This window comes from Streptococcus oralis (assembly GCF_901543815.1).
Taxonomy (GTDB): Bacteria; Bacillota; Bacilli; order Lactobacillales; family Streptococcaceae; genus Streptococcus; species Streptococcus oralis_CM.
The window spans coordinates 737,889-755,266 of record NZ_CABEIU010000002.1 but is presented as its reverse complement, the minus strand read 5'-3'; the positions used below and the strand labels follow the sequence as shown (position 1 = coordinate 755,266).

The following is a 17,378-nucleotide window of genomic DNA, read 5'->3' as shown; positions in this document are numbered from 1 at the left end:
GGTTATCTCTATGTTAATCGGAATCCCAAAAGAAATTAAAAATAACGAAAACCGCGTTGCCCTAACTCCTGCTGGCGTCCATAGTTTAGTCAGCCGTGGACATCGTGTCCTCATCGAAACAAATGCTGGTCTCGGTTCAGGATTTACTGATTCGGACTATCAAAAGCAAGGAGCTGAGATTGTCGCTACTGCTACTGAATCCTGGGCTGCCGAGTTGGTCGTAAAAGTAAAAGAACCACTAGCTTCTGAATATGGTTATTTGCGCGATGATCTTCTCCTCTTCACCTACTTGCACATGGCCGCTGCTCCAGAATTAGCAGATGCTATGTTAGCAGCAAAAACAACAGGAATTGCCTATGAGACTGTCCGTGACTCCCTAGGTCACCTACCACTCCTCGTTCCAATGAGTGAGGTTGCCGGTCGTATGGCAGTTCAAATCGGTGCTCACTTCCTTACCAAACAAGCTGGCGGCTCTGGTGTCCTACTCGGTGGTGTACCGGGTGTTCCAAAAGGAAAAGTAACCATCATCGGTGGCGGTGTTGTCGGGACACATGCTGCCCGCATCGCCCTTGGACTTGGTGCTCAAGTGACTATTTTAGATATCAGTGCGAAACGTCTCTCAGTGCTAGAGGAAGTCTTTGGTAACCAAATCCAAACTCTTATGTCAAATTCTTTCAACATTGAAGCAAGTGTGAGAGATGCTGATGTGGTGATTGGTGCAGTTCTCATTCCTGGTGCTAAAGCACCGAAATTGGTGACAGAAGAGATGGTCAAACAAATGCGTCCAGGCTCTGTCATCGTTGATGTTGCCGTTGACCAAGGTGGTGTTATCGAGACAGCTGACCGTGTGACAACGCACGATGAGCCTGTCTATGAGAAACACGGTGTTCTCCACTATGCCGTTGCCAATATCCCTGGTGCGGTCGCCCGTACTTCAACTATCGCCCTAACCAATGTCACTCTTCCTTATATCGAAGCTTTAGCTGACAAGGGATTCCAAAAAGCAGTCACTGAAGACCAAGGTTTGCGTGAAGGCGTTACAACTTATCAAGGCTACTTGACTAGTCTTCCAGTGGCCCAAGGCCTAGATAAGGATCACACTTCTATCGACGAACTGGTTTAATGATAGCTAGACAATACAAAGAGCAGCTTCATCTGAACTGCTCTTTTTTGCTATTCTATTTCTTGGTTCTTTTCTTCAACCTTAACTGGAGCTGGTTCATAGGCCCGGATAATCTGAGCGACAACTGGATGGCGAACCACATCCTTAGCTGAAAAATGAACAAAGTCGATTTGGTGAATGTTCTTTAGTTTTTCTTGGGCATCAATCAAACCGGACTTGACATTTCGCGGCAGGTCAATCTGACTGATATCCCCATTGACAATCATCTTAGAATTAAAGCCTAAACGCGTCAGGAACATCTTCATCTGCATGATGGTCGTATTTTGCGCTTCATCGAGAATGACAAATGCATCATCCAAGGTCCGACCACGCATGTAGGCAAGGGGCGCAATTTCGATAATTTCTCGCTCCATGAGACGGGTCGTTTGGTCTTTTCCGAGAATCTGATACAAGGCATCGTAAACTGGTCGAAGGTAAGGATCCACCTTCTCCTTGAGATCACCCGGAAGAAATCCTAGACTTTCTCCTGCTTCAACTGCTGGTCGAGTTAGGATAATCCTCTTGACCTGACCACGTTTAAGGGCTGTCACTGCCAAGGTCACTGCAAGAAAGGTCTTCCCTGTCCCTGCAGGTCCGATTCCAAAGGTCACATCATGCTGTTTGACACTGTCCACATAAAGTTTTTGACCCAAGGTTTTGACACGGATAGGCTTCCCAGTATTATCCTTGATGATTTCTTCTTCGTAAAGGGCGACAAACTTGTCGATTTCATCGTTTTTGACCATGCTAATCGCAGTCACTACATCTGGCGTGCCAACCGTCATTCCTCGATTCACCAAAACCATCAAGGCTTGGATAACCTGACGGGCTTCCTCACAGGCAGTCTCTTCTCCCAAAACCTGGACAATCTCCGTACGGGCATGAATCACCACATCGAGCTCTTCTTCCATCAAACGAAGATGGCGTTCATTGGAACCAAAAAGATGGAACAAGTCATCTGGATGACTCAGTTGAATGTCTATTGAATGTTCCTTCAAATAAAGAACCTCTCTAATCCGTTTATTTCTTTTTATTATAGCAAAGAGAACAATAAAATACTAGCCTCATCTCATTGTCTCTAGTGTTCTAAGTATTCTTGCCAGATGGTGTCAAAGTCTCCTAGGTTAAAAGAGAAGCTGGCATGCTCCTCCAAAAAGCGACTCACCTCATCAAAATCATCCGTGTGTTTTGGAAAAGCTGACTCCTCAAAAGCGAGGTCTGCCAAGATGGCTTTGGGACTGTTACTTTTAGGATTGCGCTCGGTCATGAGCCAAGTGTAAAATGATTTTCTCAATTCTTTCTCCTATCAAGAGTTTTTTGATGACACTTTTCTGATTCTTGAAAATTACTGGACTTAGCCTCTGAAACGTAGTGGTTTATAAAATCCGTTTTCGCATCTGTATAGGCGTCTCGATTGTGTTCAAATTTTTTCCACAAACTTAGTTTTAATCCCTGATACGCTTGGGCAATATCTGGATGCTGGCAGAGATAATCTCTAAAATAAATCTCGTCATGATCTCCTGTCATTCGCAAATGTAGATGAAAAACTTTCTCAGCAAATCCCTGCTCTGTATATCCTTTATTTAGCGAAATCCTGTTAGGACCTTCCGACATCACTAGCCACCCATTCTTCACCAATAAATCCCTAACTCTTGCTAAATCCTCTATTCTACCTACTTCTAATAGAATATCAACGATATTCTTGGCCCAAATATTAGGGATAGCAGTGCTACCGATATGTTCTATTCTTTTAATAACATTTGCACCCAATATTTTTTTCAGATTTGCTTTTTCCGATTCATACCAGTCTTTCCACTCTGATTTGTGCTCTACTAGAAAAATAGGAAAAAGTTGCCAGAGTTCCTCTAAACTCATTTCTTCAAGTTTCTTTATCATGTCTAGAAAACTTAAATCAACTCTGTACCAAACTGGTCTTGCTTGATTTTACCAGCCTTCATCAAGCCACCAAGTGCTTTCTTGAACTGACCTTTAGAAATGCCAAAGGTTGCCTTGATATCCTCAGGAGATGACTTGTCATTTAAGGTCATGAAACCGCCATTGCTTTCCAAGTATGTCAAAATCATCTGAGCATCATTTTCCAACATTTCAAAAGAACGTGGTTTGAGGGAGAGGTTCAAGGTACGATCCACTTCACGGAAACCGATGACCCGCGCATCTAACACTTGCCCCAAACGTGGCTCTGCGTAGCGCTCACTTGGGTGAATGAAACCAAGCATGTTATTCTCTGGCAGATAGACAAAGGTCCCTGACAGCTTGAGACGGTAAACAATGGCTGGCCAGTTTTGGTTCTGCATGTTGTTGTAGGCAGGACGAGCCAGACGTTGGAAGTCTTCCTGATAAGCCAAGAGTCCCCAGATTCGGTCTTTCTTGTCCACTTCAAGACGGATGTAGAGTTTATCCCCCTTCTTAGGCCAGAGTTCCTTGAGCTCAGGGAGGATATCGAGTGACACAACGATTTCCTTATCAGGTAGACCGGTATCGACAAAGACACCCAAGTCCTTACGAACTTCTGTTACGGTTCCCCAGCCAAATTGGTCCTGAGTGGCAGTCACTTCTAGAGTGGTCAAGCGGAGTTTTTGCTTCATATCGGTATAGGCAAAACCTTTGACCGTATCACCTACTGTGTGTTGACCTTCTTCCTTGGCAAGAGCATAGGTCTGACCATCCTTTTGCACAAAGTAAAAACGGTCATTTTCATCGATGATGAGTCCAACGATAAAACTTGCAAGATTTGTATTCATATTTCCTTCTTTCGAATAAAACTCAGCCAGCAATGCCAACTGAGTTTTTCTGTTTAATTTTAGACTTCCAAAAGTTCTTTTTCTTTGTTGGCAGTCATGTCGTCAATGTGTTTCACAGCATCGTCTGTTACTTTTTGAATATCTTTTTCAAGAGTCTTCAATTCGTCTTCAGTGATTTCTTTTGCTTTTTCTTGTTTTTTAGCTTCGTCCATAGCGTCGCGGCGGATGTTACGGACAGCCACTTTAGCATTCTCACCGACCTTCTTCACTTCTTTGGCAAGGTCACGACGAGTTTCTTCTGTAAGAGCTGGGATAACCAAGCGAATCACAGAACCGTCATTAGCTGGTGTGATACCTAGATCAGAAGCGTTCAAGGCACGTTCGATGTCTTTCAATGAAGACTTGTCAAATGGTGTTACCAACAAGACACGCGCTTCTGGAATAGTGATAGAAGCAATTTGATTAAGGGGAGTTTCGACTCCATAATATTCTACGTGGATACGGTCTAGCAAGCTTGCGTTGGCACGACCGGCACGGATACCACCAAATTCACGAGCAAGTGATTGGTGAGACTGGGTCATTCTCTCTTTAGCTTTTTCTACAATTGCGTTAGCCATAATTTTCTTATTCCTTTTCTTCGATATTGTTTGAAACTGTTGTTCCGATATTTTCACCAAATACGACACGTTTGATGTTGCCTGGTTGGTTCATGTTAAAGACCACCAAGTCAATGTCGTTGTCCATTGAGAGGGTTGAAGCTGTTGAGTCCATGATACGAAGACCTTTGTTGATAACGTCACGGTGGGTCAATTCTTCAAACTTAACGGCTGTTTTGTCTTTCTTAGGATCGGCATTATAAACACCATCGACACCATTTTTAGCCATAAGAATGGCATCCGCTTCGATTTCAGCCGCACGAAGAGCTGCTGTTGTATCTGTTGAGAAGTAAGGTGAACCAATTCCAGCACCAAAGATAACGATACGGCCTTTTTCAAGGTGGCGAAGAGCACGTCCACGTACGTAAGGCTCAGCCACTTGTTGCATAGAAATAGCTGTTTGCACACGTGTATCGACGCCAACTTGCTGCAATGAATCTGCCATCACAAGAGCATTCATCACAGTCCCAAGCATTCCAGTGTAATCAGCCTGAACGCGGTCCATTCCTGCTTCTGCAGCAGGTTCTCCGCGCCAGAGATTTCCTCCACCAATAACAAGGGCAATTTCGATACCTAAGCTATGAACTTCTTGAATCTCTTTTGCGATTGTTTGAACTGTCTGGATATCAATCCCTACGCCACGTTCACCGGCAAGGGCTTCACCTGATAACTTGATTAAAATACGTTTATACTTGGGATTCGCCATTTTTACTCTCCTTTTTTTATCCTACCTATTTTATCACAATTTCTAAGATTTTTATAGTATCATGAGCAATTCTTTGAAAAAAATTAAACCGTTAAAAATTCCTCTAAGTCGGTAAGAGCACGCTCTGCAATTTTTTCATAACGAGCCTTCTTATCACGGATACGCTCGCCTTTCAACTCCTTGATAATCCCAAAGTTGACATTCATGGGTTGGAAATGTTTGCTATCAGCGTGAGTGATGTAATGAGCTAGACTTCCGATCGCTGTGGTCTCTGGGAAGATAGCTTCACTTTCACCCTTGAAGAGTCGAGCCGCGTTAATACCTGCAACCAAGCCTGAGGCTGCTGACTCAACATAGCCTTCCACACCCGTCATTTGACCAGCAAAGAAGAGGTTGGGTTGTTTCTTAGAACGGTAAGTCTGTTCAAGAAGATTTGGTGAATCCATGTAAGAATTGCGGTGCATGACCCCATAACGGACAAACTCAGCATTTTCAAGACCTGGAATCATTTGGAAAACACGCTTTTGCTCCCCCCATTTGAGGTGGGTTTGGAAACCAACGATATTGTAGAGGCTACCAGCCGCATTGTCCTGACGAAGCTGGACAACTGCATACGGTGTTTTGAACTCCCCGTCACGAGGGCCTGTATAATCGTCTGGATACTCTAAACCGACTGGTTTCATCGGACCATAAAGCATGGTTTTAATGCCACGCTTAGCCATGACTTCGATAGGCATACAACCTTCAAAGTACTTTTCTTTTTCAAACGAATTGAGCGGGGCTTCTTCCGCATTGACCAATGCTTCATGGAAATCCATAAATTCTTGCTTGGTCATAGGGGCATTGAGGTAGGCTGCTTCTCCCTTGTCATAACGAGACTTGAGATAGACCTTGCTCATATCGATGGTATTGACATCGATAATCGGCGCCGCCGCATCGTAGAAATAGAATCCATCCCCATCATTAAGGGCATGAATCTTTTCAGCTAGGGCGTCGCTGGTCAAAGGACCAGTAGCGACAACCGTAATAACATCTGTCGGTAATTCTGTAATTTCATCACGCACCACCTCAATCAAGGGATGGTTGGCTACTTTCTCGGTCACCATTTGAGAGAAACCGTCACGATCCACTGCAAGAGCTCCTCCTGCAGGAACACGAGTAGCCTCAGCAGATTCCAAGATGACCGAACCCAAGCGACGCATTTCTTCCTTGAGAAGCCCAACAGCATTGGTTAGAGCATCTCCACGAAGAGAATTGGAACAAACCAACTCTGCAAAATTGTCTGTTTTGTGCTGGGGTGTTGACTTGACACCACGCATTTCATAGAGTTTAACTGGAATACCACGTTCTGCAATTTGGTAGGCAGCTTCAGACCCCGCTAAACCTGCACCGATAACATTGATATAAGATTGAGACATAAGACTTTTTTACCATTATGAGAGTAAAATCCGAAGAGAACAATTCGCTCCTCCTTTTCTTAGCTATTAGTAACAGCCTCCCATAAGCTTTCTATAGATAATCACTCTTACTAGTATAACAAAAAAAGGGAAGAAGGCAAACTTCCCTGTTTAGTCATTTTCTTGATTTTTTTCCCATTCGTGGTAGGCTGCGTAGAGCTGACTTTTATTCCACTGGTAGAGTTTCGCAACTTCCTTAATAGCTTGATTTTTCTTCATGCCTTGCTGGATACGAGCTTGAATTTCTAAGAACAAGTCCTCCTCGTCTTTTTCCTCCACATCCTGACTAGCACCTTCAACGATGAGAAGGCACTCGCCTTTGAGTGAAGTTTCAGCCATGCTTTCCAGCAATTCAGAGATCTTTCCTCTTTGGTATTCTTCATAGATTTTGGTTAATTCTCTAACCAAGACTACTGAGCGGTCACCGTAGACTTCTAGCATATTTTCTAATGTATCTGCCACACGATGGGGTGATTCGTAGAAAATCTGAGTTTCTGGATACTCTTTTTTTGAGTCGAAAAATTGCTTTTGCTGGCCTGATTTTCTCGGTAAAAAACCATAAAAGATATGTGGTTGTGGCGCTAAACCACTAGCAATCAAGGCTGAAATCCCAGCAGAGGCACCTGGAACCGTGACAACAGCAATCTCTTCCTCGATGGCTGCCTTGACTAAATCGTGACCAGGATCCGATATGCTAGGCAGCCCCGCATCCGAAACCTGAGCAATACTCTGCCCCGCTTTCAGAAAACCAATCAAATCAGGAATTTTTTCCTTGGCATTGTGCTCATGAAAACTGATCTGTTTGGTCGGAATGTCAAAATGCTTGAGCAAAATCCCTGTATTGCGCGTGTCCTCAGCAGCAATCCAGTCCACCTCTTTCAAGGTCTGGATGGCACGAAAGGTCATGTCATCTAGATTACCAATCGGAGTTGCTACTAGGTAAAGCTTGCCATAGGGAGACTGCCCCTTAAAACTTTTTTGAATCTGCATGCCTACTCCCTGTATAACAACTCGTCACAGAACATACATTCCTCGTCCTGCTCTCGACGTTGTCCATAAAAATCATTACATACATGAAATCCGTCTTTATAGATCCTACGGACGCTTTCACGAACATGCTTGGCCTTGACAGGAGCATCTGCTTCCACCTCACCTAAACGTTCGCGCAACTTACTATTTTCCAAACGAAGAGCTGTATTTTCCTCTACCAGGCTCTTGAGATTTTTCTTGATGGCTTCTACATCGGCCAAGGTCACCAATAGCTGTTGGGAAAAATCATCCAGCGCATCAAATAATTCTTTTTTATCCATAAATCAGCCCTTTCCTTTCTTTATCCTTCATTGAGTTTATATTTCTTTCAAGACCAGATATTCCATGGCATTTTGAAAGCTGACATTAGCTTGCCACATTTTTCTAGCTTCTAGCAAATCTTGCAAAATCTGTCGAATCCTGGCTTGCAAGAGATCCTGCCCACAGAGGACTTCGAGGATTCGCAAGACCTGATCTTGTTTTTCCTTATCATCAGCTAAACTAGCTAATTTAGCCACTTGCAAATAACTCTCTTTTTTCTTAGCTAATAACCAAGTCAGCAGGCGTTCGCTCTCATCCACCAAGGTCCAAAAACTTGCCTGGTTTGCCAACTTTTCTGCTTCAGCTCGTGACTGACAAAACTGGGCTAAAAGAGTCGCTTTTTTCTTAACCAATCCCATTTGTTCTAAGAGCAAGATGAGCTTTTCTTCCTGCTTTTTAAAGTGGAAAATCTGTGTCCGACTTCGGATAGTCGGCAACATCTTTTCCTCATCGCTAGTCAAGAAGAAAATATAAACTTCACTCTGAGGTTCTTCGATGACCTTGAGCAGAGAATTGGCTGCGTTGGGATGCATTTTCTCCGCCTGCTCGATAATAAAAACCTGTTGCTGACTTTCAATCCCTGCTTGGGAAAACTGACCCACCAATTCCCGAATACGTTCTGTCTTTATGACCTGATTGACTGGCTTGATTAAAGTAACATCGGGAAATTCTTCCTGTTCAATCAGCTTGCAGTTTCGGCATTTCTCGCATGGTAAAACGCCTACCTTATCCGTACAAAAGAGGCTCTTAGCCAAAAACTGCGCCATTTCCAAGCTTCCAAAGAAACCTGAAAAGAGATAGGCGTGATTGAGCTGGTCTTGTTCTAGGATACGGACAAAGCGGTCAAACTGGTCTGGCTGCCAAGCCTTTAGTTGATCTTGTTTCATTTAGCCAAGCCCATTCTGTCAAACAAGACAGCCTTGGTCGTTTCCACAACTTGCTCCAAAGGAAGACTCGCATCAATCTTGACAATGCGATTTCCTTCTTTGTCCAGAAGAGAAAGATAACCTTGACGAACTTTCTTGTGCAAGTCTAAGCCTTCTAAATCCAAACGATTGACCTCGCGATCACTATTTGCAGCAATGCGAGCCAGCCCCTCTTCCACCTCAATATCAAAATAAAGTGTCAAGTCTGGTTTAAGGCCATCTGTCACAAAGTGATTGAGCCAATCAATGGCATCAATATCCAAGCCACGGCCAAATCCCTGATAAGCAACAGAACTATCGATGAAACGATCCATAATGACCAACTTGCCAGCTTCAAGGGCAGGGAGAACTTTTTCCACCAAGTGCTGTCTGCGACTGGCAATATAAAGAAGGAGCTCTGTCTTAGCATCCATCTGAGTATGACTAGGGTCTAAAATCACTTCCCGAATCTTCTCCCCGATCAAGACTCCACCTGGCTCACGGGTCGTCAGCACCTCTACTCCTTTTTCCTCTAAAATTGGGAGCAGAGCCTCTAAAACACTGGTCTTTCCTGCTCCCTCTGGTCCCTCAAGAGAGACTAAAAATCCTTTTGACATGTCTAACTCATTTCTTTTTTTCTACCTTCTATTCTATCAAAAAAATAGGTTTTTGTGACAATCTTTTTGTGTCTTATCATTTTAACCACCATAAAAGAGGCAGTCAAAGCCACCTCTTATTTACCTAATTCTTGTGTTCGTTTGTAGGCTTGCTGAACTGCGTCCATGACTGTGCCTCTAAAAGCATGCGCTTCTAAGCTTGCTACACCAGCGATAGTCGAACCGCCTGGGCTACATACTTGGTCTTTCAAGACACCAGGATGTTGCTGGCTTTCAAGAACCATTTGTCCAGCGCCAACTACTGTTTGGACTACCATTTTCAAGGCCGTTTCTCGGGGCAATCCTGTCTGAACACCTGCATCTGCCAAAGCCTCGATAAAGAGGTAGACAAAGGCAGGCCCACAACCAGCAAGCCCTGTCGCAGCATCGATTAATCCATCCCCAAGTTCAACCAAGAGACCAGCCTTGGCTAAAAGCTGACAAAAGAGACTATTGTCCTCAGCACGACAGTTTGCTGACATGGAATAACTAATCACTCCTTGGCCGATAGCCACTGGAGTATTGGGCATGATGCGAATAATCCGGTGTTGACTTGGCAGAAAACTTGCTAGTTTGTCCAAAGTCAATCCAGCTGCCATGGAAATCAAAAGAAGACTCTCTCGCTTTTCAAGGATAGTCTGGTATTGAGAAAGCAGTTCAGAAAACTGAGCAGGCTTTACTCCTAGAAAAATCACATCTGCTTCTGCAAAAATTTCTTCATTGCTGGAAGCCTGACCACCGAAATTAGTGATGAAAGCATCTACTTTTGCTTGACTACGATTGGCAAGGAGAATCTGTTCACCCGTCTTGGCCTGCAAGACAGCCTTGGCCAAGCTAGAACCCATATTCCCCAAACCGATAAATCCAATCTTCATCTCTTACTCCCTTATCTGTCCGTCACCAGTAACCACATACTTGTAGCTGGTTAATTCCTTCAAGCCCATTGGCCCACGCGCATGCAATTTCTGGGTAGAAATCCCCATTTCACAACCAAGACCAAACTGGCCTCCATCAGTGAAACGCGTTGACGAATTGACATAAACCGCAGCTGAGTCTACTTGATCTGTAAAGTAAGTTGCAGCTTCAGCATTTTCCGTCACAATCGCATCCGAATGATGGGTACTGTGGGCTTCAATATGCTCAACCGCTTCCTCTAAACTTCTCACGATCTTAACAGCTAGGACATAGTCCAAAAACTCGGTATCAAAGTCTTGGGCCTCAGCTGCTTGGCCTGAAAGAAACTGACTTGCTTTGCTATCCAAGCGGAATTGAATCGGTTCCAGCCCAGCTTCTTTCCGACTTGTAACCAGAACTTGCTCCAAGCGAGGAAGGAAATCCCCTGCCTTGTCTTCATGAACCAACAAAACCTCCATAGCATTGCAGACAGAAGGACGACTGGTTTTAGCATTGTTGATGATAGACAGCGCCTTGTCTTCGTCTGCATCCTTATCGACATAAACATGGACAATTCCAGTTCCTGTCTCGATAACAGGTACGATAGCATTTTCAACCACGGCATTAATCAAGCCAGCCCCTCCACGAGGAATGAGAAGATCTAGATACCCCTTTGCCTTCATCATAGCATAGCTACTTTCTCGACTGGTATCTTCCACCAGTTGAATCACATCCGGATGAATGGTAGTTGTCTCCAAGCCCTTCTTCAAGGCTGTGACAATAGCATGGGCAGTTTGATAGGCATCTTTACCGCTACGAAGAACGACCGCATTCCCACTCTTGAGAGCCAAAGCAGCCGCGTCAGAAGTCACATTTGGACGGCTTTCATAGATAATACCAATAACCCCCATGGCCACCCGTTTCTTGGTGATAATCAAGCCATTATCAAGATGACTTGCCTCTAGGACTTCACCGATAGGATCTGGTAAAGCAACTACTTCACGAATCCCTCTTGCCATCGCTTGGATTCGATCTGCATCCAAATAAAGACGATCCAGCATGACATCTGAAATTTTCCCCTTGGCTGCTGCCATATCAAGGGCATTTGCCGCTAGAATCTCCTCAGTAGCAGCCACTAAGTGATCAGCCATGGCTAGCAAGGCTTGGTTTTTCACTGCTTCACTGGCAGTATTGATTGATTTCTTAACAGCCTGTACCTGTTCAAATTGTTCTTGTGTACTTACCATCGTTCACCTCTAAAATTCTGTAAAAAGCAGCTGGATTTCAGGAGTGATGGAAATCCAGTCATCACGGTGAATCAAGACTCCCTTAGCTTTTTGGGAACGAAGCATATCTTCTAGGGCTGAGACACCAAATTGGACACGTCCCTTTCCAAGAGATTGACCTGTTTCCCTATCAGCAACTGTGACAATATCGTGGTAAGAGAAGTTTCCTTCCACTTCTACCACACCCGATAAAAGGAGACTTTTCCCGTTTTTTGAAAGTGCCTCTGCAGCTCCACCATCTACCCAAATCGTTCCCTGACTTTGAGCATAGAAAGCCAGCCATTGTTTCTGGGTACGAAGTCCCTTCTCTTGCGCAACAAAGAAGGAACCATCCTTGGTCTCCTCCGCTGCCTCAATCAAGGCATCTGATTTCAAGGAGGAGCAAATATAGACTGGCACACCCGACTCCGTCGCAATAGTTGCAGCTTTGATTTTTGTCAGCATACCCCCGGTACCGTTTGACGAACCTGCTCCACCAGCCATATCAATAATCTCACGATTGATAGTCTCGATTTTCTCAAGACGTTTGGCTCTTGGATCTGAGTTAGGATTTCCAGTATAGAGACCGTCTACATCCGTCAAGAGAACCAAGAGATCTGCCTGCACCATAGCCGCTACCTGAGCACTCAGAGTATCATTGTCCCCCACCTTGAGCTCATCAATAACGACACTATCGTTCTCATTGATGATAGGAATGGCACCACGATGAAGCAATACAGACAAGGCCTGATGGGCATTCTTATATCGACGTTTATCTACAAAATCATCCTGTGTCAGCAAGATTTGCGCAGAGACGATTTGACGCATGAGGAGGTTGGTTGTGTATTCTTCTAGGAGCAAACCTTGTCCTACTGCAGCCGAAGCCTGCTTATCTGCAATCTTGGTCGGACGTTTTTTAAAGCCCAAAGCTCCAAACCCTGCCGCTACTGCACCAGATGACACCAAAATCAACTCATGTCCAGCTTCATGCAACATAGCTAATTGTTGGGTAATTGCCTTTACTTTACTTCTTGATAAACTCCCGTCTTCATTTGTCAAGGACGAAGTCCCCACCTTAAAGACGATTCGTTTGTACTTCATATTCTCACTCCGATTCTTCATATTTATCCATTATAACATGAATGCTTTAAAATAGAAAAGACTTGAAATGAAAAAGGTTGAGACAAGGCATCTCAACTCTTTTATCTATTCTCAGTTTGACGCAACCTTTCCAGCGTTTCTTTAAAAATCTCTGGAATATCTGCTATGAATTCCAAGGTTTCACCTGTTCTCGGATGGGTAAATCCTAGAGTCTTAGCATGGAGAAACTGTCCATGTCCTTTCAAAGTCTTACGAGGACCATAGACTTCATCACCAGCGACTGGATGGCCAATATAAGCCATATGAACACGGATTTGGTGAGTACGCCCTGTTTCCAGTTGCAACTCTAGCAAACTATAATCTCCAAAGCGTTCCAAGACTTGAAAACGAGTCACTGCTGGCTTCCCTTTAGCAGTCACTGCCTGTTTCTTACGATCTTTTTCACTCCGACCAATCGGAGCTTCAATCACACCACGATCATTGGAAAGATTGCCATGAACAATCGCCCAGTATTTGCGTAGAGATTTCTTATCCTTGAGCTCTTGGGCAAGTGCCAAGTGGGCCTCATCATTTTTAGCAATCATGAGCAGACCAGACGTGTCCTTGTCAATGCGGTGAACGATTCCTGGGCGGAGAACCCCATTGATTCCTGACAAGTCCTTGATATGGTACATGAGGGCATTGACCAAGGTTCCACTGGTATGACCTGCGCTGGGATGAACCACCATCCCTTGAGGCTTGTTAACGACGGCTACATCCTCATCTTGGTAGATGATGTCTAGCGGAATATCCTCAGCCACATACTCTAAAACCTCTGGTTCTGGCACATGGTAGGTGACGATATCCCCCTCTTGGACAGTGTATTTTGCTTTCTTGGCTTGCCCATTAACCAAGACTTGTCCAGCCTTGATTTGTTCATTAGCGAGACTGCGTGACAATTCTGTCAGGTCAGACAGAGCCTTGTCTAAACGTTGCCCACCAGTTTCAATTTTTATTTCCATTTACTTCCTCTTTAAGCATTGCAATCAATAAAACGATCACACCAACTGTCAAATAGCTGTCAGCCACATTGAAAATCGCAAAGTTGATAAAGTCTAGGTGAAACATATCCACCACAAAACCTTGACTCATTCTGTCGATAAAATTGCCAAGACCTCCCGCGATAATTAGAGTCAGTCCAAAGACCAGCCAGAGAGAGTCCTCCATGTGCTTATGTAGATACCATATGGCACCTGCCATGACGACCAGTGTAATGACAGCAAATAACCACTGCTGATCTTGCAGCATGGAGAAGGCTGCTCCTCTATTTTGCAGATAGGTCAAGCTAACGAAATTGGGGATCCACAAACGCACTTCACCCAGTGGAATCTGTTGGACAACATAATTTTTGACCAACTGATCCAACCCAATCAAAAGCAGTACAATGACTGCCACTATTCCTCTTTTTTTCATGATTTCCTCTTCTGATCAAAATATTCTTGCATGACTTCAACGAAAAGAGTCCCAGCTTGACTAAGCTCCACTTCTTCCCGTTTGACATAGACCATGCGGTTATCTAGATTATCCTTGAGGCGAATGACTGTAATGCCATTGACACTGTCACTATCTAAAAATCCAGATCCAGTCGCATAGGCATCCGTCCGCTCCAAAATACCATTCAAAGTAGCACGGTCCGTCACATTAAACATCTGCGAGCTCGCGCTGGTGTCGACAAAGTTCTCTGAATAGTAAAGGTACTCATCCTTTTCCTGAGTAAACCGAACTGTTGGCAGATCCGCTAAATCCTCCATGACCAGTTCTTCTTTTTCCGCCAAGGGATGTCCTTCACGAAGATAAATGTGAGTCTGGAAAGGAATTAGTTCAATAACTTCTAAACCAAGCTTTTCAATCCGTTGCATGATGCCCTTTTTATTTTGATTGTTGAGGTAGATAATCCCAATCTCACTATGCCCTTGGGCCACTTCGTCTAAAATTTGAACTGTGGTAGACTCAAAAATACGAAAGTTCTTATAATCAGGATAACGTTCTGAATAGGCCGTAATGGTTGGTGGCAAGAAGTCATAGTGCTGGCTGGCAATGGAAAATTCATCCTTTTCTTCCTCAGGATTGGCATACTGATTTTGAAAAAGATCAAAGCCTTTGACCAATTCTTGCGCTTTCTCATAAAATTCCATACCACGACGGGTCAAGAAAGTCCCCGAACTCGTCCGACGGAAAATCTTAAAACCCAGCTCCTTTTCCAAATCGCGTACAGAAATAGACAGACTCGGCTGACTAACATACATCTTTTCGGCAGCTTCACGGAAAGTACCACTATTGGCAATGGCCACAACATAGCGTAATTGTTGAATGTTCATCTTTTACCCCCAACTTCTCTATCTGTTCATTATACCATATTTCAAAATTTTTCCAAAAAAGAAAAAAGTGTCCATCGCAAGTTTAAATCTAACTATTCTTTATTAAATTCAATATGGGTACCAAAACAAAAAAACAGGCTCTCCGAAAACTCGGAAAGCCTTATTTAATGCTACTTAGAGCAATTATTTCGCGATTGGGTAAACAGAAACTTGTTTTTTATCGCGACCTTTACGTTCAAAGCGTACTACGCCTTCAACTTTAGCGAACAAAGTATCGTCCCCACCACGTCCAACGTTTACACCTGGGTAGATGTGTGTACCACGTTGACGGTAAAGGATTGATCCACCTGTTACAGTTTGTCCGTCAGCTGCTTTAGCCCCAAGACGTTTAGCTTGTGAATCACGTCCGTTTGATGTAGAACCTCCACCTTTTTTGTGGGCGAAAAGTTGCAAGTTGTTAAGAGTCATTTTTAACATAATGTTTTCCTCCGTGTTAGTTTTCTGTGATAACTCTGGTTTGGACGAACTCAGAAGAGTTCTCCGATAAGTTTGCCATACCTAAGAAAAATGATTCGAAGAATAACTGGGTCATTTCTCTCTGGTGTGAAGGAAGATCCGCTGGTATTTCAACCTTTAGATAGCCACCTTCATCTTCGTTTAATTCTAGGATTGGTTCATAGCCTGCAAATTTCTCAATGGAATTGATAAAGTTAATGGCAAGCGTAGAAACCGATGCACACACGACATCTAAGCCGTATTCGCCACTCTCGGCGTGTCCAGTAATTTCCGCACTCCTCAGCTCGCCATCTTCGGCTCTCTCAAAGACTGCTTGTATCATGTGTTCTCCTTAAAATTAAGCGTTGATTGCGTTGATGACAACTTTTGTGTATGGTTGACGGTGACCTTGTTTACGGTGGCTACCTTTTTTAGGTTTGTACTTGTAAGTAACAACTTTCTTTTGTTTTCCTTGTTTTTCAACAGTTCCAACTACAGTAGCTCCAGCAACAAGTGGAGTTCCGACAACAGTGTTTTCACCACCAACAAGAACGACTTCGTTAAAAGTAACTTCTTGACCAGCTTCAACGTTCAATTTTTCAACGTAAACTGCTTGACCAACTTCAACTTTAACTTGTTTTCCGCCAGTTTTGATAATTGCGTATGTGCTCATTATGCACCTCCTATGATTTTTAGGGTTTCCCCGTATTTTTGTGAAGACTCGCCTAGCATCGTGGGACGAACCACTTAAAAGAAGAGCTCTAAGCATAACAAAGTTTAAATTTTGTATACGACGAGCAACGATGTTCGTGCGGTTGCACAGGATTGTGCATAGTCAACTCTTCGATTATAGCATATCTTCTTTTTTCTTACAAGTAAAATCAATCAAATTTAAGCTTTTTCTTTCCTTTTTTTCTCCAAGAAGCAAAAAGCATGCTGAAGTAAAAGATACTCATCATAATAGGAACACCAAGAATGGTCTTCTCCTGATAGTAAATCGTCAAATAAGCTGAAAAAATAACTCCGAAGACAAAACTGCTAAGTAAGCTAACAAAAATCAAGCCCTCTCGTAGGAAAGGCGTATGCTTGGTCCGGAAATAATCACCAAAAGCCAACATAGTTCGTTTGATATTCCCTGTCATAAAAGCATTATTATAGGCAATCCCTGACACTTCTCCAAAAGCAGTTGTCACCAGCCCCATACAGAAGGCCAAGGGCGGTACGAGATAGATATTCTCAACCGTTTGCGGCACAAAGCCAATAATTAGGGACAGGACTGCAAGTGGAATTACGGACAAAATTGGTTTTTTAACAATTCTCAATTTTTCCTTATAAATAGTTAATAAAAGGACCCCCATCATAAAAGCTAGCAAGGTCATTACTTTGGCACTGGCATCCGATACATTTTGTTGAATGAGTCCTACAGAAAGAAAAACCACATTCCCAGTTTGTCCAGCCACAAGGGTGTTCCCTCGAACGATAAAGGTATAGGCATCGACATACCCTGCACAAAAAGTCAAAAAAAGCGCTAGTCTCTTAGACTGACGTGATATTTTTCTTATTGGTAATAATCTCATTTTCTCCCCCTTCTCATTTCATCTACTTATCTAAA

At 43.6% G+C, this 17,378-nt stretch carries 22 protein-coding genes, 1 pseudogene and 1 other annotated feature; of the genes and pseudogenes, 2 read left to right on the top strand and 21 right to left on the bottom strand.

The window, feature by feature from the left end; genetic code table 11:
* The first annotated feature begins 10 nt into the window (after positions 1-10).
* On the top strand, positions 11-1,123 hold the full coding sequence (ald, locus tag FQT28_RS03805; protein WP_143989475.1) for an alanine dehydrogenase: 1,113 nt from the start codon (positions 11-13) through the stop codon (positions 1,121-1,123).
* 50 nt (positions 1,124-1,173) lie between these two features.
* On the opposite strand, the gene FQT28_RS03800 is transcribed toward ald, so the two are convergent.
* From FQT28_RS03800 to FQT28_RS03720, 17 genes are all read right to left on the bottom strand, one after another.
* Entirely contained in the window at positions 1,174-2,160 is a 987-nt protein-coding gene (locus tag FQT28_RS03800) for a PhoH family protein (protein ID WP_084976342.1), read from the bottom strand.
* Between the two features lie 80 nt (positions 2,161-2,240).
* A complete protein-coding gene (locus tag FQT28_RS03795; protein WP_143989474.1) occupies positions 2,241-2,456 on the bottom strand; it encodes a YozE family protein in 216 nt (71 codons plus the stop codon).
* On the bottom strand, positions 2,453-3,058 hold the full coding sequence (locus FQT28_RS03790) for a GrpB family protein (RefSeq protein ID WP_143989473.1): 606 nt from the start codon (positions 3,056-3,058) through the stop codon (positions 2,453-2,455). The genes FQT28_RS03795 and FQT28_RS03790 overlap by 4 nt, the downstream gene beginning before the upstream one ends.
* Before the next feature lie 11 nt (positions 3,059-3,069).
* A complete protein-coding gene (gene cvfB / locus FQT28_RS03785; RefSeq protein ID WP_001095457.1) occupies positions 3,070-3,924 on the bottom strand; it encodes an RNA-binding virulence regulatory protein CvfB in 855 nt (284 codons plus the stop codon).
* 59 nt (positions 3,925-3,983) lie between these two features.
* On the bottom strand, positions 3,984-4,541 hold the full coding sequence (gene frr, locus FQT28_RS03780; protein ID WP_001262236.1) for a ribosome recycling factor: 558 nt from the start codon (positions 4,539-4,541) through the stop codon (positions 3,984-3,986).
* Between the two features lie 7 nt (positions 4,542-4,548).
* Complete coding sequence (gene pyrH / locus FQT28_RS03775; protein WP_132973143.1) at positions 4,549-5,286, bottom strand: UMP kinase; 738 nt, start codon at positions 5,284-5,286, stop codon at positions 4,549-4,551.
* Positions 5,287-5,369: 83 nt separating this feature from the next.
* The gene (trmFO, locus tag FQT28_RS03770) at positions 5,370-6,704 is read right to left on the bottom strand and encodes a methylenetetrahydrofolate--tRNA-(uracil(54)-C(5))-methyltransferase (FADH(2)-oxidizing) TrmFO (RefSeq protein ID WP_143989472.1); all 1,335 of its coding nucleotides are present in this window, start codon (positions 6,702-6,704) and stop codon (positions 5,370-5,372) included.
* A gap of 150 nt (positions 6,705-6,854) precedes the next feature.
* Positions 6,855-7,733, bottom strand: coding sequence for a 16S rRNA (cytidine(1402)-2'-O)-methyltransferase (gene rsmI / locus FQT28_RS03765; RefSeq protein WP_143989471.1), 879 nt, complete (start codon positions 7,731-7,733; stop codon positions 6,855-6,857).
* 2 nt (positions 7,734-7,735) lie between these two features.
* Complete coding sequence (gene yabA / locus FQT28_RS03760; protein ID WP_000358227.1) at positions 7,736-8,053, bottom strand: DNA replication initiation control protein YabA; 318 nt, start codon at positions 8,051-8,053, stop codon at positions 7,736-7,738.
* 36 nt (positions 8,054-8,089) lie between these two features.
* Positions 8,090-8,980, bottom strand: a complete 891-nt coding sequence (locus FQT28_RS03755; protein WP_143989470.1) for a DNA polymerase III subunit delta' — start codon at positions 8,978-8,980, stop codon at positions 8,090-8,092.
* Positions 8,977-9,615, bottom strand: a complete 639-nt coding sequence (tmk, locus tag FQT28_RS03750; RefSeq protein WP_143989469.1) for a dTMP kinase — start codon at positions 9,613-9,615, stop codon at positions 8,977-8,979. Before tmk ends, FQT28_RS03755 begins: the two co-directional genes overlap by 4 nt.
* Before the next feature lie 116 nt (positions 9,616-9,731).
* Positions 9,732-10,529, bottom strand: coding sequence for a pyrroline-5-carboxylate reductase (proC, locus tag FQT28_RS03745; protein WP_143989468.1), 798 nt, complete (start codon positions 10,527-10,529; stop codon positions 9,732-9,734).
* A 3-nt stretch (positions 10,530-10,532) separates the two neighbouring features.
* Positions 10,533-11,795, bottom strand: a complete 1,263-nt coding sequence (locus FQT28_RS03740) for a glutamate-5-semialdehyde dehydrogenase (RefSeq protein WP_143989467.1) — start codon at positions 11,793-11,795, stop codon at positions 10,533-10,535.
* 9 nt (positions 11,796-11,804) lie between these two features.
* Positions 11,805-12,914 carry a glutamate 5-kinase gene (gene proB / locus FQT28_RS03735; RefSeq protein WP_221928126.1) on the bottom strand — a complete coding sequence of 370 codons (1,110 nt, stop codon included), beginning with the start codon at positions 12,912-12,914 and terminating at the stop codon, positions 11,805-11,807.
* A gap of 101 nt (positions 12,915-13,015) precedes the next feature.
* Positions 13,016-13,915, bottom strand: a complete 900-nt coding sequence (locus FQT28_RS03730) for an RluA family pseudouridine synthase (RefSeq protein WP_143989465.1) — start codon at positions 13,913-13,915, stop codon at positions 13,016-13,018.
* On the bottom strand, positions 13,899-14,366 hold the full coding sequence (gene lspA, locus FQT28_RS03725; protein ID WP_143989464.1) for a signal peptidase II: 468 nt from the start codon (positions 14,364-14,366) through the stop codon (positions 13,899-13,901). Before lspA ends, FQT28_RS03730 begins: the two co-directional genes overlap by 17 nt.
* Positions 14,363-15,271: a LysR family transcriptional regulator gene (locus FQT28_RS03720; protein WP_143989463.1), complete on the bottom strand. Its 909-nt coding sequence runs from the start codon at positions 15,269-15,271 to the stop codon at positions 14,363-14,365. Before FQT28_RS03720 ends, lspA begins: the two co-directional genes overlap by 4 nt.
* Here FQT28_RS03720 and FQT28_RS10075 point away from each other — a divergent pair.
* Positions 15,264-15,359 (top strand): annotated as a pseudogene (locus tag FQT28_RS10075) (AraC family transcriptional regulator); the annotation flags it as partial. The gene FQT28_RS03720 and the pseudogene FQT28_RS10075 overlap by 8 nt on opposite strands.
* Before the next feature lie 95 nt (positions 15,360-15,454).
* Here FQT28_RS10075 and rpmA read toward each other — a convergent pair.
* The 4 genes from rpmA to FQT28_RS03700 all read right to left on the bottom strand — a co-directional run bounded on the left by rpmA (position 15,455) and on the right by FQT28_RS03700 (position 17,343).
* Complete coding sequence (gene rpmA, locus FQT28_RS03715; RefSeq protein ID WP_000916509.1) at positions 15,455-15,748, bottom strand: 50S ribosomal protein L27; 294 nt, start codon at positions 15,746-15,748, stop codon at positions 15,455-15,457.
* 16 nt (positions 15,749-15,764) lie between these two features.
* Positions 15,765-16,109 carry a ribosomal-processing cysteine protease Prp gene (locus tag FQT28_RS03710; protein WP_000613697.1) on the bottom strand — a complete coding sequence of 115 codons (345 nt, stop codon included), beginning with the start codon at positions 16,107-16,109 and terminating at the stop codon, positions 15,765-15,767.
* 15 nt (positions 16,110-16,124) lie between these two features.
* The gene (gene rplU / locus FQT28_RS03705) at positions 16,125-16,439 is read right to left on the bottom strand and encodes a 50S ribosomal protein L21 (RefSeq protein WP_000109141.1); all 315 of its coding nucleotides are present in this window, start codon (positions 16,437-16,439) and stop codon (positions 16,125-16,127) included.
* Positions 16,440-16,473: 34 nt separating this feature from the next.
* Positions 16,474-16,593: a sequence feature (ribosomal protein L21 leader region), on the bottom strand.
* Positions 16,594-16,647: 54 nt separating this feature from the next.
* On the bottom strand, positions 16,648-17,343 hold the full coding sequence (locus FQT28_RS03700) for a YoaK family protein (RefSeq protein ID WP_143989462.1): 696 nt from the start codon (positions 17,341-17,343) through the stop codon (positions 16,648-16,650).
* Positions 17,344-17,378 lie beyond the last annotated feature (35 nt).

Excerpts from the sequence above, each read along its gene's own strand:
- ald (WP_143989475.1), top strand. The coding sequence starts at position 11 with ATGTTAATCGGAATCCCAAAAGAAATTAAAAATAACGAAAACCGCGTT.
- FQT28_RS03790 (WP_143989473.1), bottom strand. The coding sequence starts at position 3,058 with ATGATAAAGAAACTTGAAGAAATGAGTTTAGAGGAACTCTGGCAACTT.
- cvfB (WP_001095457.1), bottom strand. The coding sequence starts at position 3,924 with ATGAATACAAATCTTGCAAGTTTTATCGTTGGACTCATCATCGATGAA.
- frr (WP_001262236.1), bottom strand. The coding sequence starts at position 4,541 with ATGGCTAACGCAATTGTAGAAAAAGCTAAAGAGAGAATGACCCAGTCT.
- pyrH (WP_132973143.1), bottom strand. The coding sequence starts at position 5,286 with ATGGCGAATCCCAAGTATAAACGTATTTTAATCAAGTTATCAGGTGAA.
- trmFO (WP_143989472.1), bottom strand. The coding sequence starts at position 6,704 with ATGTCTCAATCTTATATCAATGTTATCGGTGCAGGTTTAGCGGGGTCT.
- rsmI (WP_143989471.1), bottom strand. The coding sequence starts at position 7,733 with ATGCAGATTCAAAAAAGTTTTAAGGGGCAGTCTCCCTATGGCAAGCTT.
- yabA (WP_000358227.1), bottom strand. The coding sequence starts at position 8,053 with ATGGATAAAAAAGAATTATTTGATGCGCTGGATGATTTTTCCCAACAG.
- FQT28_RS03755 (WP_143989470.1), bottom strand. The coding sequence starts at position 8,980 with ATGAAACAAGATCAACTAAAGGCTTGGCAGCCAGACCAGTTTGACCGC.
- tmk (WP_143989469.1), bottom strand. The coding sequence starts at position 9,615 with ATGTCAAAAGGATTTTTAGTCTCTCTTGAGGGACCAGAGGGAGCAGGA.
- proC (WP_143989468.1), bottom strand. The coding sequence starts at position 10,529 with ATGAAGATTGGATTTATCGGTTTGGGGAATATGGGTTCTAGCTTGGCC.
- FQT28_RS03740 (WP_143989467.1), bottom strand. The coding sequence starts at position 11,795 with ATGGTAAGTACACAAGAACAATTTGAACAGGTACAGGCTGTTAAGAAA.
- proB (WP_221928126.1), bottom strand. The coding sequence starts at position 12,914 with ATGAAGTACAAACGAATCGTCTTTAAGGTGGGGACTTCGTCCTTGACA.
- FQT28_RS03730 (WP_143989465.1), bottom strand. The coding sequence starts at position 13,915 with ATGGAAATAAAAATTGAAACTGGTGGGCAACGTTTAGACAAGGCTCTG.
- lspA (WP_143989464.1), bottom strand. The coding sequence starts at position 14,366 with ATGAAAAAAAGAGGAATAGTGGCAGTCATTGTACTGCTTTTGATTGGG.
- FQT28_RS03720 (WP_143989463.1), bottom strand. The coding sequence starts at position 15,271 with ATGAACATTCAACAATTACGCTATGTTGTGGCCATTGCCAATAGTGGT.
- rpmA (WP_000916509.1), bottom strand. The coding sequence starts at position 15,748 with ATGTTAAAAATGACTCTTAACAACTTGCAACTTTTCGCCCACAAAAAA.
- FQT28_RS03710 (WP_000613697.1), bottom strand. The coding sequence starts at position 16,109 with ATGATACAAGCAGTCTTTGAGAGAGCCGAAGATGGCGAGCTGAGGAGT.
- rplU (WP_000109141.1), bottom strand. The coding sequence starts at position 16,439 with ATGAGCACATACGCAATTATCAAAACTGGCGGAAAACAAGTTAAAGTT.
- FQT28_RS03700 (WP_143989462.1), bottom strand. The coding sequence starts at position 17,343 with ATGAGATTATTACCAATAAGAAAAATATCACGTCAGTCTAAGAGACTA.